We start from the raw sequence: 12,941 nt of genomic DNA, 5'->3' as shown, positions 1-12,941 counted from the left end.
CGAACAGCCGATCCACAGGTACTTCGGCGCCTGCTGTTTCGAAAGACGCTCGAAGAAGGTCGGGTCATCGCGGGTGATGCCATCGGCCCAGTCGCGGTTGCTGCGCAGCAGGGCTTCGAGTTCTTTTTTCATCCGCGAATTTTACCGCATCCCGATCCCCGGCCCGTGCCGGCGCATTTGTCCGGCTGACAGTGCGGGCACAGAAACAGCGGGCGTGAATTGGAACTGATGCGTGCAATCGTGGTGCCGCAGCGCTCGCAAGGTTCATCCTCGCGCTTGAAGGCATGGAAGTGGAAGGCTGCGCCCTCGTGGACCTGCAGGTCCTTGCGCATCCCCGGCCTGGGCTCGACCCCGCGGGTGGCGTAGCTCAGGCGCGGGATCGCCAGACATTGCCTGGCCAGCGCGTTGCGCTGGCGAGCGCTCAGATCAACGGGGCGCAGCGCCGGATGCAGGCGGGTGGCGTAGAGGATCTCGGCGCGCAAGTAATTGCCCAGCCCGGCTAGGAAGCCCTGATCCAGCAGCAGGCCACCGAGCGCGCGATGGCAGAACGCGGGCGAGCCAAGTCGCGCCGCAACGGCGGTCGCATCCAGCGCCGGATCCAGCACGTCGGGCCCCAGGCTTTGCAGGAACGGGTGCGATTCGATTTGATCGCTGCGCCACATTTCGATGGCGGAAGCCGAATACAGCAGGATGGCCGACTGCGCGGTCTCCAGCGCCACCCGCAGGCTGCGCGTGGTGGCCGGCCAGTGGCCGGCCGGCGCGACCTTCCAGACGCCGTACAGCTGGTTGTGGGTGTACAGCGTCCAGCCGTTGTCGAAGGCCGTCAACAGCGCCTTGCCGCGCGGCGTGATCGATTCGATCCGGTGCCGGCGCAGCTTGCGTTCGTAGGGCTTGAGCTGCGGAAACGCGAATTCCACCCGCAGCAGAGGCTGGCCAACGACCGCGGCAGCCAGACGATCAGCGGCGCGGCGGATTTCGGGACCTTCGGGCATGGGTGAGTGGTCGGTATTTGCTGGCGCGGGCAACGCCGACACGACGTGACGCGCCCGTCGAAGATGATTATGCGAGCGAGGTTGCGATCAAACCTTCACATGGGTCGAAAATCACCCGTGGGTTCCAGCGCCGCAGGGCAGGAGCTGCACGTGGAGGTTCTCGCGAGACGCGAGGCATGAAAAGACCGCGCCGTAGCGTGGTTGCATGGGCAAAACAGGAATCCCGTCAGCGGCAGGGTCTTGTGGGTTGGCTACTTGGCTTCTTTCGCCAGTTGCGCCTTGAACCACTTGCTGTCCTCGGCGGCTTCCTTCTTCAAGGATGCGATCTCGGTCGGCGTCAGCATCCTCGGAGCCGTCTTGCTCGGTGGCGGCGCTGGCTTGGTGGTATTTGACAACATCAGATTCAGTGAGTAGCTTTCGTTCCGTCAAACCCTGATCCGGTGAACCACGCGAGGCAATCGAAGCCTCGACAGTCGTACCGGGTTGGGGCTTGTCGTTTTTGGAGAATCGGTCGCTAGCATAGCGCAGCAACCCGTCATTCACCCAGCCCTGATACTGCTGGCCGGGTTTGCCGTAAATGCTGCTGATGTCGTTCACCAGTACGCGTCCGCTGGTTTTGTTTACCCGCGCTGTAGAAGGTCGTCGCCGCTTGGCTGTAGCTGCCTGTGCCGTTGGCGAATGGCTTGACGACATCCGCATCCGTGAGTACAGTCCCGGATGAAGCCTTCGCGGCGGCTCGGGAATCCTTGATCTTCGGATCGTTGGAGAGCCACGCGGGGGCTTTACTGTTGTCGATGTACAACACCGCGCCAATGTTGCGCAGGAACTTCTCTCGGCTATCACGCCCAGTAGTAGCTGCTGACATGGTTCACGACAACGCCATCCTTGCGCGCGACGCCAAGATTCATAGCGATCATCACCGGCTTGCCGTCAATTTCCAGCTCGGTCAGCGCCACCAAGCCGTTTGGATTTGTGCTATTGGCGCCAGACTGAAACACCGCGACCGGCTCATGCAGATGACGCACAAGTTGCTGCAATACCGGAACCGTGATCTCTGGATGGCCTTCCAGAATGGTTTTCAGCTTGTCGCGACGAATGACGAACGACTTGTCGGATACGCCTAGTTTTGAGTACACGTCCGGCGTTCCTTGTGTCACTTGGATGTCCCTGACTGCTTTCGGATTCGGCTGCGGGTTCGCGTTGCCAATGAAGGCGCTGACTGCTTTGGCAAACTCAGCCGCATCCGTGAACGCACTCCGCACCCCAACGCTGAACGCATGCGCCTGCGTGTAGGCTTGCGCCTGCGCATTGCTCCGCCCATCCCGCAGGAAGCGATCCGCCTGATGGATCAAGTCGCGGACTTCAGCATCGCTCCACTTGAGCGACGGCATGATCCGCCGCAGGAACTTGCGGACAGCGGCAACCACCCGCTGCACCAGCCCGTTGCGGCTGCCATTCTCGGCCATGACCGCGATCACTTCCTTGGCGATGGTCTCCCTTCGCTTGGCGGCATCCTTGATCGTGAAATCGACCCGTCCCGCCGGTGAACGGCTTGATGACATTCTCATTCGTGAGTAAAGTCCCGGACGAAGCCCTTGCGGCGGCTCGCGAACCCTTCGGCAGCAATGCTTGTTTGGGGAGCCACGCGGGGGCTTTGTCGTTGTCGTTGTAGACCAGGCGCTTGTCACCAGCCCAATTGCGGAAGGATTCTGCTGGCCGCCCGTGTGCGCTGCGAATGCTGTTGACGTCGTGTGGCCGCTCCATGCGCTCCCGCGCAGGTAAAGCCGCACAACCCAATACACAGGGTTCAACCCCGATCCCACAGATGATCGGCGTGAATCCACTCCGTCGCAACCCGTGAGACGCCCTCGGGCTGCAATGACATTGCCGCCACCGTTGGCGGCCAACCGGGGCACCGCGATGAACCATACAGACCTGCATCAGCGCCTGCTGGAGCGCTTGCGCGCTGCCGGGCGCAAGGCGGTGGCATTCGGCATCGACCTTGGCACGACCAAGAGCTGCGTTGCCTACGCTGCGTTTGATCCCGACACCGGCGCTCTGCAATGCGATTGCATTCGCTACAGGCGCCCCGACGGCAGCATGCTTGCTTCGGTGCCGTCGGTGGTGGCGCTGGAGCACGGACGTGTGCTGTTCGGTGCCGAAGCGCTGTCCCGGCGCGGGCTGAAGGGGTTCCTGCCGGAACGCGCCCTGTTCAGCGAAAGCAAGAACGAGATCGGCCTGCGCTACAGCTATGCACGCGCGCCTGAAGGCTTCGGCAATGCCGGCGAGGTCGCGACCCGCTTGCTGGAACACTTGCGCACCGGAGTCGTCGACACGTTCGGGCAGGACATCGGGTCGCCACTGGTGGTGACGGTGCCAGCCTCGTTCCATGGCGCACAGCGGTCGGCCACCGTGGACGCCGCCGAAACCGCATTCGAGCTTGAACCGCACTCCGGCGCGATCCGTCTGCTGGACGAGCCCTACGCCGCCTTCCTCGACCTGCTCTGGCGCGCGCCGTCAACCGCAGACGAGGCGCTGGCCGAAGGCGCAAACGTGCTGGTGTTCGATTTCGGCGGTGGCACCTGCGACGTGGCGATCTTCCGCCGCGATGCCGCCCGTGGTGGCACCTTGGGTGCGCGCCTGCTCGGCACCAGCCGCTACCACCGTCTCGGTGGCGGCGACATCGACCGCGCCATCGTCCATGACGTGCTGATCCCCGCGCTGCTGGCCGAGAACGGCCTGCAGGCCTGGGATGTGTCATGGCTGGACAAGCGGCGGCAGCTCGAACCGATGCTGCTGGACGCTGCCGAGCGCTTGAAGCTCGAGCTCAGCCGCAAGCTGGCCAGCCAGGCCGGTGATGCGGTGGTCGACGCCGTGGACGCAACGCTGGAGCCGCTGGCGTTCGATGCGGAAATCGCTGGCGTGGTGCGCCACCTGACCCTGTCCGCGCCCATGCTCGATGCCGCCGGGTTCGAACGCCTGCTGGAACCCTTCCTCGACCCGGAGCCTCCGGCAGAGGCCGGCGACGAATACGTGCAGCGCAATTCGATCTTCTCGCCGATTGTCCATGCGCTGATGCGCGCGGGCCTGGAGGCTGAGGACATCGATGGCGTGGTGCTGTGTGGCTCAAGCGCGCTGCTGCCGCAGGTGAAACGGGAGTTGGCGCGCAAGTTCCCGAATGCGGCCTTCGTTCGCCGTGGGGATGGCGAAGACCTGGAAGGTACGGTGGCGCGTGGCGCGGCGCTGCAGGCAATGGCCTTGCAGGTGCTGGAGCAGCCGTTGATCGCGCCGGTGTGCAGCGCGGAGATTTCCCTGCGCGTCGCCACCGGCAAGGTGCCTCTGGCCCGCGCAGGCGATGCCGTGCCCGCTGCCTCGGACGCGCCGCTGCTGCTGCGCCCGCCGCGGGACGCCGTGAAAACGGGCGCCGATATCGCCGTGGAAGCCGTGACCGAGGGCGAGCGCACGATCGGTCGTTCGTTGTGGCGCCTGCCTGCGCCGGTTTCGGTGGATGATCGCCTCGCGCTGGACTGGCGGATGGACGAAAACCAGTGCCTCGAACTCACGCTGACGCGCATGGACGATCCGGACACGCCGCCGTTCGTGCATCGCTTCGACGCGCCCATCGCCCATCGCGACAGCGGCCAAGTGACGCGAGTGCGCATGCTGGAACGCATGGAGGCGATCCGCCAGGGAGCCGTGACGCGTGCCGACCTCGGTGCCGCCTTCGAACAGATCGCGCGCGACAGTGCCACGCTTGGCGAACACGAGAAAGCGCTGCACTTCATCGCGCTGGCCCTGCAGGAAAAGGGCGACGACGTTAACCTGCTCAACCTGCGCGGCATATGCCGTGAAAAGATCGGCGACCGCGATGGCGCGCGCGCCAGCTACCGGCTGGCCGAGGACTGGGCCGGGGCGCGCTTCAACCTGGCCTTGATGGACTGGCGTGCAGGCAACTACGACGAGGCGTTGAAGGAGGTCGATTCGGCGCTGGACGATGAACCCAAGCGTGCCTATCGGGTGCTGCGGGGCGACATCCTGGCGAAACTGGGGCGCAAGGACGAAGCGCACCTGGAGTGGCAGGATGCCATCTCCGGCAAGCCGGACTGGTCGAAGTTCAGCGACTTCGACCTCGGCTGGCTGGATCGCGCTGCGCAGGCGCTCGAGGAGAAATCCGTGTTGAAGCGCATCCGAAAAGCACGCGAACGGGTAGCGCGGGGAGCGAACGTGGTGACGCGCCAGGGCGAATTGCCGGAGTTCGTCAGCCGCCCGCTGGAGGATCCGGCGGGGATGGTGTGAGCCATTCCTCGCGCGCGCCGCTGCCCCGGCAGCACACTGGTATCGGATGATGCAATGGAGAACGCCGGATGCAGCATGCTGACGATCCGGCATCAGGTTGCGACTTTGATTCAGATGCCAGGGTGGTTGAGCAACACTTCTTCACCCAGCATGTCGGTCATCTTCACCGCCACGGTGGCCTCGTCTGCGGGTGCGTCCAGCACGTACTCGCCGGCCACGAAATCGGTCTTGCGAGCGGGCACGTCGGCGTGGATCACGTTGAACACGGCACCATCGTAGGCGGTGTCGATCATCACGCTGTCCACCATGGCGCGCCAGTCGGCGACCCTGGCCTGGACCACGCCGGACTGCTGCGCCAGGCGCTGCAGGATGCCGGGGGAGACAAAATCCCTGATCTCCACGTGCAGCTTGCCGCCCTTGCGCTTCACCGCCACGCGGGCCTGTGCCGGCTCGTGCTGGATGAAGCCGCCGTACCTGGGGTCGTTGCGCAGCTCGATGACCTCGATGTGGTGCGGATCGGTCTTCTTCTTGCGCAGGCGGTTCCATTCGCCCAGCCAGGCATCGGCGGCCAGTTCCTTGCCCAAGCAGACTACGGTGATGGCACGATCTTCCTCCGGACGCGCTTCAAGCTCGGTGCGGATCGCTTCCAGATCCAGCGGCGAGAGTGGATGCCCGAACGGGATGATCTTCACCAGCCGCTTGCCCAGCAGGCCGTCGAAGAACGCATCGCTGCGCAGCCGCTCTACGCCCAGGTACTCGCAGGCCAGCGCCACCGCCTCGTTGTGCTGGATGGCGAGGTCGTAGTCGTTGACGCGCCAGTGGGTGAAGCCAATCTGTGCCGGCGAAGGCGCATCGGCGTCTCCCAGCAGCTTGCCCTGCGCCGGCTTGCCGTTTTCATTGGCTTGGTCTGCCATGACACGCTGCAGACGCTTGGCCGTGGTCTGGATCGCGCCCTTGTTGATATCGCAACCGATCCAGCGGCGGCCAAGCTTTTGTGCGACTGCGGCGGTGGTGCCAGAGCCGATGAAGCAGTCGAGCACCAAGTCACCTGCAACTGACCCCCATTCTATTACTCGCCGAAGGAGAGGCTCTGGCTTCTGAGTTTCGTAATTGACGCTTTCCTTTGATGAATTGTTGAGCTTGTCCAACTTCCACACGTCATCGATGGGCCGCCCCTCTGCAATAGCCTCATCCAAGAATCGTTCTACGCGTTGTCCACCACCCGCATCGGAAAGCACAAACTCACGCCCATCTGGCGCAATGTGAACTTGCTGTTTTCGAGCAGCCACATAGGATTCCTTTGATTCCCAAGGAACAGTTACAGGGCGAAACTTCGCAAATTTCGACTTACCGTATACAAGGATCGAATCATGACGATTGTTAAGTCCAGACTCCAGGTACCTATTCCAACCGCTGTAGTGCCAGATAACTTCATTGCGAAAACTGCTATGGCCGAATACTTCGTCAAGCATGATTCTGAGATATGCATTTCTTGCATCATCACAATGGAGTGCGATGAATCCATCTTCGGCTAGCAATTCCTTCAACATCAGCAATCGCTCATACATGAACTGCAGATAGTTGTCGTTGGCCCAGATATCCGTGTACTGGATCTGCTCTCCCAGCGTGTACGCCTCACCTTCAAGCTTCACCTTGCCCTTCGGGCCGCGCAGTTCCACCTTGCGCACGTAGTCGGCGCCGGAGTCGAACGGCGGGTCGATGTAGATCAGCTTGACCTGACCTCGGAAGCCGTTGGCTAGAAGATGGGCCAGCACTTCCTTGTTGTCGCCGTGGTACAGCAGGCCGCCGCGGCGCAGGCCGTCGGGCCACTTGTCCCACAGCGCACCATTCGGGGCTTGCTCACCATAGGTTTCGACCAGTTGGGCGGGAAACGCTTGTACGTTGGCCAGCGCGCGCTTCCCCACCCAGGACAGCATCGATCGGCCGCCGACCTTGCCCACCTTCACCGCTTCCTTCGCGCCACGCACACGTGCAAGGACATCCACGGTGCTGTCTGGCGCTGCCGACGCTGCGGACTTGCCGGTGGCCTTCTTGGCGGCCCGCTTCGCAACCGGCTTGGCCGCTGCTTTCGTTGTCTTCTTCGCGGCCTTGCGCACGCTCATGATTTGCTCCCCAGGAATGTACGCACCCGGGCGAAGTCGTTGTTCGCCACGGCATCGGTGTCGGTAAACAGCATTTCGTAGGCGATGCGGTCAGGATTGAGTGCCGCCCATTCGCGCACTGCCATCGCCTTGCGGCCGTGCTCGCCGTCGGTCTTGTCTCCACGCATGCGCTCGCTCTTGATCTCCACGATCAAGAGCTTGCCGCTGCCGGGCGCGCCGCCGGCCTGCGGCTTGCGCCGGATCAGGAAGTCCGGCGAATAGGGGCGCCAGCGCCCGTCCTCGTCTTTGTATTCGACCACGAAATCGGTCTTGTTGCGGCCCAGCGCGCCGGTGAAATACACGTCCTCGATGTCGGCCGCATCCAGCTTCAAGGTGTCCAGTACCTTGGCCAGGAAATCCTTCTCCGGCAGCGAATCGAAGTTGTACGGGCTGTAGTGGAAGCCGAACGTGCCGCCATAGTCGGCGCGGGCGTCTTCCACCTTCCACAGGCGGTCGGCCTTGTCCTTGCGATAGGTGATCTCGGCGGTGCGGATGGGCTGACCGGCCGCATCCTGTTCTTCGCTGAAGCCTTCCGGGCGCACCAGCGCCAGCGCGACCTCGATCTCCTCGGATTCGGTTACGTAATGGCGCACTTGCTCTTCCAACTGGCTGGCCAGTGCATCCAGATGGCGCAACGGCACGTCGTCTTCGCCATAAGCAGCGCACAGTGCATCCAGCACGGCGAACAGCGGCAGGCGATAGCGCGCAGCGAGGTCGGCGGCCACCGTGCGGGCATCGGCGCTGTCAACGGCCGCTTCGACCGGCAGTGCCTCGCCCAGCTCGCGCATGACGTTCCTGCTGCTGGCCTGCGCGGCCAGTTCGTAGCGCTGCACGGTCAGCGCGGGATCGTCGTCCTTGGGGCGTTGCAATGTCAGCACGGCGGGAATCCTTGTTTCCACCCGGCGCACGCGGACGTCCCGACGCTTGAGCTTCAGCTTCGGGATGTCTTCCTTGAGCAACACGATCTTCGCGTGGTGCAGGTTTTCCCGATCTTGCTTGAGAGCAGCCAGCGATTCGCCGTAGGTTTCCTGCAACTGGCGATCCAGCACGGCGTAGTTGTCCTGCGACAGGTAGATCTTGGCCTTGTGCGGGTTGCCCGGCACCTGACGCAGGCAACGGGTGGCCGCCTGCAGCACGAAATTGTTGGACGACTGCAGGTTGCGGGCCAGCGCGCAGGCGAACAGGCTGGGGCAGTTCCAGCCTTCGGTGCCGCGGTTAACCAGCAGGATGATGCGGTGCGTAGATGCGGGGTCGTTGAGCCGGTTGAAGGCATCCACGGCGGCCTGCGGGCTGTGTGAGTGATTGGCCAGGCATTCGCTGGGCGCATGGCCGTTCGCGGCGAGCGCCGCTTCCACGACCGGGCGCATGGCTTCCAGATCGTCTGTCTGCGGGAAGTAAATTGCCAGCTTGGACTTCGCGCCGTTGGGCAATGTCACATCGCCATAGTGTTTGAGGAAGTCGCCGACGACTTCGGTCACGTAGGGCTTGATGTCGTCACCGAAATCGTAGGCCTCGATGTTGCCGGACACCGGCTTGAGGTAACCGTCCTCGATACCCTGCGACAAGCCGTACCAGTACACCACGTCCAGCAGCGGCTGCTTGTTGTAGTAGGGCGTGCCGGTGGTGTTGACCACGCAGACGACGTGGGTCTCGGCGGCAAGGTAGTCGACCGTCTTGCGCACTTTCTTCAACTCGGCATCCATGGACTGGCCGTAGGTGTGGTGCGCCTCGTCGGAGAACACACCCAGGTGCGGCAACTGCGCCAGCCGCTGCAGGCGGCGGTTGGCCACGTCCTGCTTGAGCTGATCGGCATCGCCGGCGCCGGCAAACAGGCTGCCGAGGTCGCCCTTGCGGATGGTGGCCTTCTGGATGCGGATTTTCTCGGTATTGGTGACGACGATGTTGTAGTGCGAGCCGGGAATCACGTCGATGTCCGGGCTGCCGTCGCGGGTGAAGGTCAGCTTGACGCTGGCGGCGAACGGCTTGTGCATGCGCGGCGGCAGGATGCCATCGAAAGGCATGGTGGCCAATTCGCGCAGGGACTCGATGATGGTCTTGCCGGGCGCGAACACCAGTGCGTTGTGGACGAAATCCTCGTCCGGGTATTCCTGCGCCATCGCGAACTCGGTGGCGATGATGGCGCCGATCAGCATGGTCTTGCCGGCACCCATGGCCAAGGCGAGGATGTAGCTTGGGTAGCCAAGGGTCAGGGTTTCGCGCAGGGATTCGAGCTTGTGCTGTTTGACGAAGGCGTCGTCGCTGCGGATGTTTTCGATCAGGGCATCGAAGCCGTGTTCTTCAACATAATCACGCAAGGCTTCACTGCTCAACCCGAGCGTCTTGCGCAGTTCGACCTTGCTCGCAATCAGGCTCTGGTACAGCGCGAAGATGCCGGGCGTTTTCTCGACCAACCGCAGATACCAATAGGTTTCTAGCGCCCGCACCTGCGGGATACGCAGGAACGGCGGCTGGCCGGCGTCGCGACCGGACAGCCAATCCAGGATCTCGGCGATGGCAGGGTATTGCTCGTGCGGGTAGCCGGCGGCGCGCCAGCCTGACAGTTTTTCAGCGATCCGTTGTGGCAGTTGCATGTACGTTCGGCTTCCTGCTCAAGGGCAGATCAATTCAAGCTTGGGATAGTACGTGCGGTAGCGCTTGGCGTCCCGCGTCAGCAGCGCCATCCCCGCGATGGCGGCATGGGCACCGATGTAGAAATCCGGCAGCGGCGACGTGCGTGCACCCTTGGCGCGACGGTAATGGAGAAAGGCCTTGCCGGCCAGGAAGCCCGCTTCCCACGGCAGCTCCAGCCGGGTGAACGCATCCGGTGACAGTGCACTGTCCAACTCCTCGATCCGTTCGAAGCCGACCGAGACCTCGGCGTAAACGATGGGGTTGATGCACAGCTCGGCGTCCTGCGCGCAGGCATCGAGCTGCGCCGCCGACCAGGCGTACCACTGCGGGTGGTCGGTCAGCACGTCCAGCAGGACGTTGGCATCCACCAGCACCCGCTTCATTGCGCGCGCCTCATGCGCCGCGGGTCAGCCGCATGATTTCGTCGGTGCCTAGGCGCGCGGTGGCGCGACCGCGCAGGCGGGCGGCCAAACTGCCGTGGTTAGCCTTGGGCGGATGGGCGATGGTGGTCTCCGCCTCGCGCAGGGCGACTTCGCGCACGAAGGTGGCCACCGGCAGGCCGTGCAGCTTGGCGGCGCGGCGCAAGCGGTTCTTGTCCTCAATGCTCAGGCGCAGGTCGAGACGGTCGACGATCATGGTCATGGCGAGCCTCCTTGTACGGTAGCATACCGTACGGTCGTCACGACGACCAGCTCAGTGGTGGCAGCCACTCATGGGAGACCGTCGCCGCTTCCGGTGGCTGGCCGAGGTCAACGTGGATGCCCGCTCCACGGGCGGTGCAGCCGTGCCCCGCGTGGCGTCAGAAGCAGAGACCCCGACTTTCGGCGGGGTCGCGGGGGATAGTCTCAATGCGCAGGCAATAAAAAATCCCTGAAATTCAGGGGGTTTAGTGACCTTGCGAAATGTTGAGGGAAGTGCCTCTGGTGCCGGAGGTGGGACTCGAACCCACACGCTTTTAAGGGCGGCGGATTTTGAGTCCGCTGCGTCTACCGATTCCGCCACTCCGGCGCGGACGCGCAGTATAACGGACTGCGTGGTTCAGGCGACCTTGTCGGTGAGCAGGCTGACGCTGTGCAGGGTGCGCAGGAAGCCGGTGATGGCCGGGGCGAAGCGTTCGGCATCGACCAGGAAGGCGTCGTGACCCTGCGGCGAGGGCAGCGGCAGGAAGCGGGTCTCGGTGCCGGCGCGGCGCAGCCCGGCGGCGATTTCTTCCTGTTGCTGGATCGGGAACAGGATGTCGGTTTTCACGCCGATCACCAGCGCACGCTCGAGGTTGCGGATTTCCGCAAGCGCGTTTTCGGTGCTGCCGCCGTGGGCTTCGCCGAGGTCGAACCAGTCGATCGAGCGGCTCAGGTAGAGGTAGCAGTTGGGGTCGTAGCGGCGGACGAAGCGCTGGGCGTGGGCTTCCAGATAGCCTTCGATTTCGAATTCGGCGCCGAAGGGTTCGTCATCGTCACGACGCTCGGAGTCCAGCCGCACGCGGCCGAAGCGGCCGTCCCATTCCAGCGCCGAGCGGTAGGTCAGCACGCCGAGTTTGCGCGCCATCCGCATGCCGTTTTCGGGATAGCGGGCGCTGTCGTAATGGCCACCGTTCCAGTCGGGGTCGTTGCGGATCGCCTCGCGCTGCAGCGAGCGGATGGCGATCGAGAACGGCAGCGCGCGGGCGGCGCCGCAGATGTTGATGTGGTTGCGGGCGATGCCGGGGTGTCGATTGAGCAGGGCCAGCGCGGTCATCGCGCCCATCGAGTTGCCAATCAGGCAGGCCAGTGCGTCGATCCCGAGGCCGCGCACCAGTTCGGCGGCGGCATCGGCGCCGTCTTCGATCGACAACTCCGGAAAATCGAGGCGGTAAGGCGCGCCAGTGGCCGGGTCCAGCGACGCCGGACCGGTGCTGCCCTTGCAGCTGCCCAGCGCGTTCACGCAGATGACGAACCAGCGGTTGGTGTCGATCGGCTTGCCCGGGCCGACCATCCACTCCCACCAGCCCGGAGCAGGATTGCCGGGGTTGGACGCGGCGTGGGCGTCGGGCGACATTCCGGGCAGGATCAGGATGGCATTGCCGCGCTCGGCATCGAGCCTGCCCCAGGTTTCATGGGCCAGCCGTGCGCCGTGCAACGCACCGCCGCGTTTCATCGGAAACGGCGAGGGCAGGTTGAACCAGCGGGTGCCCGGCGGGATGAATTCGGTCATGGCGGCAGGGTGGAGGAGCGATGGCCCATCATCCGCCCTGCGCGCCGCTTCGGGCATGTCGTTTGGGCATAAGGGCATAGCCGCGTTGGGCCATGGGTGGCCCCGGGGAGCCGCCGTCAGTGGGCGCCGATCACCAGGGTCACCGGCGCGGTGGCGGGCAGGCGCACGCGGACGGGTTTGGAGGCCGGTGCGTTCGGATCGGCGGTGGCGCTGCCGTCCAGCGAGATCCGCGCCTGCAGTTCGACCTCGGACACCTGCGAAAGCTTGAGCGTGGGCATCGGGCTGTCGGCGTCGCCCAGATGGGCGGTGAAGGGCAGGCTGGCGGCGGGGTGGCGCTGCGCGGCGACCGGGATCGGCGAGCCGCTGGGCTGGCGTGCGATCAGGAACACGCTGGCACCGGCGGGCAGGCGTCTCGCAAGGGCGGGATCCAGCGACACCTGCGCCGTCAGCAAGGGCTTGGCAGCGGCGGGCGCCGGCAGCGGCGGTTGGCCGGCAGCGGCACGGGCGAGGTTGACCTGGTCGCGCAGGCTGCTCGCGGTGCGAGCGTCCACCTGATCCAGCAGGGGCGCCCAGGTCGCGGCGGCTTGCGCGTTCTGTCCGTTCTGGCGCTGGGTCACGCCGAGGAACCAGCGCGCGCGTTGATGGGCTGGATTGGCATTCAGGGCGGCTT

The 12,941-nt window shown here is 64.3% G+C and carries 10 protein-coding genes, 1 tRNA gene and 2 pseudogenes; 1 reads left to right on the top strand and 12 read right to left on the bottom strand.

Annotation, left to right across the window (positions count from 1 at the left end; translation table 11 throughout):
- From IT472_RS06550 to IT472_RS06530, 5 genes and pseudogenes are all read right to left on the bottom strand, one after another.
- Positions 1 to 132: pseudogene (locus tag IT472_RS06550) on the bottom strand (carbonic anhydrase); the annotation flags it as partial.
- Positions 129 to 992 carry an endonuclease VIII gene (gene nei / locus IT472_RS06545; protein ID WP_297180130.1) on the bottom strand — a complete coding sequence of 288 codons (864 nt, stop codon included), beginning with the start codon at positions 990 to 992 and terminating at the stop codon, positions 129 to 131. The pseudogene IT472_RS06550 and the gene nei, both read right to left, overlap by 4 nt.
- Before the next feature lie 111 nt (positions 993 to 1,103).
- Positions 1,104 to 1,589 (bottom strand): hypothetical protein, encoded by a 486-nt coding sequence (locus tag IT472_RS06540; RefSeq protein ID WP_297180128.1) that lies wholly within the window; start codon positions 1,587 to 1,589, stop codon positions 1,104 to 1,106.
- A complete protein-coding gene (locus tag IT472_RS06535; protein ID WP_297180126.1) occupies positions 1,528 to 1,797 on the bottom strand; it encodes a hypothetical protein in 270 nt (89 codons plus the stop codon). Before IT472_RS06535 ends, IT472_RS06540 begins: the two co-directional genes overlap by 62 nt.
- A gap of 34 nt (positions 1,798 to 1,831) precedes the next feature.
- Positions 1,832 to 2,554 (bottom strand): hypothetical protein, encoded by a 723-nt coding sequence (locus tag IT472_RS06530; RefSeq protein ID WP_297180123.1) that lies wholly within the window; start codon positions 2,552 to 2,554, stop codon positions 1,832 to 1,834.
- A gap of 358 nt (positions 2,555 to 2,912) precedes the next feature.
- Between IT472_RS06530 and IT472_RS06525 the strand changes: the two genes are divergently transcribed.
- A complete protein-coding gene (locus IT472_RS06525; protein WP_297180121.1) occupies positions 2,913 to 5,288 on the top strand; it encodes an Hsp70 family protein in 2,376 nt (791 codons plus the stop codon).
- A 110-nt stretch (positions 5,289 to 5,398) separates the two neighbouring features.
- Here the strand turns inward: IT472_RS06525 and IT472_RS06520 are convergent, their stop codons facing one another.
- From IT472_RS06520 to IT472_RS06490, 7 genes and pseudogenes are all read right to left on the bottom strand, one after another.
- The gene (locus IT472_RS06520) at positions 5,399 to 7,411 is read right to left on the bottom strand and encodes a site-specific DNA-methyltransferase (RefSeq protein WP_297180118.1); all 2,013 of its coding nucleotides are present in this window, start codon (positions 7,409 to 7,411) and stop codon (positions 5,399 to 5,401) included.
- Positions 7,408 to 10,041 (bottom strand): DEAD/DEAH box helicase family protein, encoded by a 2,634-nt coding sequence (locus IT472_RS06515; protein ID WP_297180114.1) that lies wholly within the window; start codon positions 10,039 to 10,041, stop codon positions 7,408 to 7,410. Before IT472_RS06515 ends, IT472_RS06520 begins: the two co-directional genes overlap by 4 nt.
- 18 nt (positions 10,042 to 10,059) lie before the next feature.
- Positions 10,060 to 10,464, bottom strand: coding sequence for a type II toxin-antitoxin system VapC family toxin (locus IT472_RS06510; protein WP_297180111.1), 405 nt, complete (start codon positions 10,462 to 10,464; stop codon positions 10,060 to 10,062).
- 10 nt (positions 10,465 to 10,474) lie between these two features.
- Positions 10,475 to 10,723 carry a DUF1778 domain-containing protein gene (locus IT472_RS06505; RefSeq protein ID WP_297180108.1) on the bottom strand — a complete coding sequence of 83 codons (249 nt, stop codon included), beginning with the start codon at positions 10,721 to 10,723 and terminating at the stop codon, positions 10,475 to 10,477.
- 279 nt (positions 10,724 to 11,002) lie between these two features.
- Positions 11,003 to 11,089: transfer RNA gene (locus IT472_RS06500), tRNA-Leu, on the bottom strand.
- 30 nt (positions 11,090 to 11,119) lie between these two features.
- A complete protein-coding gene (locus IT472_RS06495) occupies positions 11,120 to 12,271 on the bottom strand; it encodes a homoserine O-acetyltransferase (RefSeq protein WP_297180105.1) in 1,152 nt (383 codons plus the stop codon).
- Positions 12,272 to 12,387: 116 nt separating this feature from the next.
- Positions 12,388 to 12,941: pseudogene (locus tag IT472_RS06490) on the bottom strand (cytochrome C biogenesis protein); the annotation flags it as partial.

Origin of the sequence: Thermomonas sp., from assembly GCF_020850895.1 — a bacterium.
Taxonomy (GTDB): Bacteria; Pseudomonadota; Gammaproteobacteria; order Xanthomonadales; family Xanthomonadaceae; genus Thermomonas.
Note: the sequence above shows the minus strand (reverse complement) of the source record. Positions and strands in the feature narration are given on the sequence as shown.

What these genes read in the sequence shown, in the direction of transcription:
- IT472_RS06505 (WP_297180108.1), bottom strand. Translation starts at nt 10,723, where the DNA reads ATGACCATGATCGTCGACCGTCTCGACCTGCGCCTGAGCATTGAGGAC.
- IT472_RS06520 (WP_297180118.1), bottom strand. Translation starts at nt 7,411, where the DNA reads ATGAGCGTGCGCAAGGCCGCGAAGAAGACAACGAAAGCAGCGGCCAAG.
- IT472_RS06525 (WP_297180121.1), top strand. Translation starts at nt 2,913, where the DNA reads ATGAACCATACAGACCTGCATCAGCGCCTGCTGGAGCGCTTGCGCGCT.
- IT472_RS06495 (WP_297180105.1), bottom strand. Translation starts at nt 12,271, where the DNA reads ATGACCGAATTCATCCCGCCGGGCACCCGCTGGTTCAACCTGCCCTCG.
- IT472_RS06530 (WP_297180123.1), bottom strand. Translation starts at nt 2,554, where the DNA reads ATGTCATCAAGCCGTTCACCGGCGGGACGGGTCGATTTCACGATCAAG.
- IT472_RS06515 (WP_297180114.1), bottom strand. Translation starts at nt 10,041, where the DNA reads ATGCAACTGCCACAACGGATCGCTGAAAAACTGTCAGGCTGGCGCGCC.
- nei (WP_297180130.1), bottom strand. Translation starts at nt 992, where the DNA reads ATGCCCGAAGGTCCCGAAATCCGCCGCGCCGCTGATCGTCTGGCTGCC.
- IT472_RS06510 (WP_297180111.1), bottom strand. Translation starts at nt 10,464, where the DNA reads ATGAAGCGGGTGCTGGTGGATGCCAACGTCCTGCTGGACGTGCTGACC.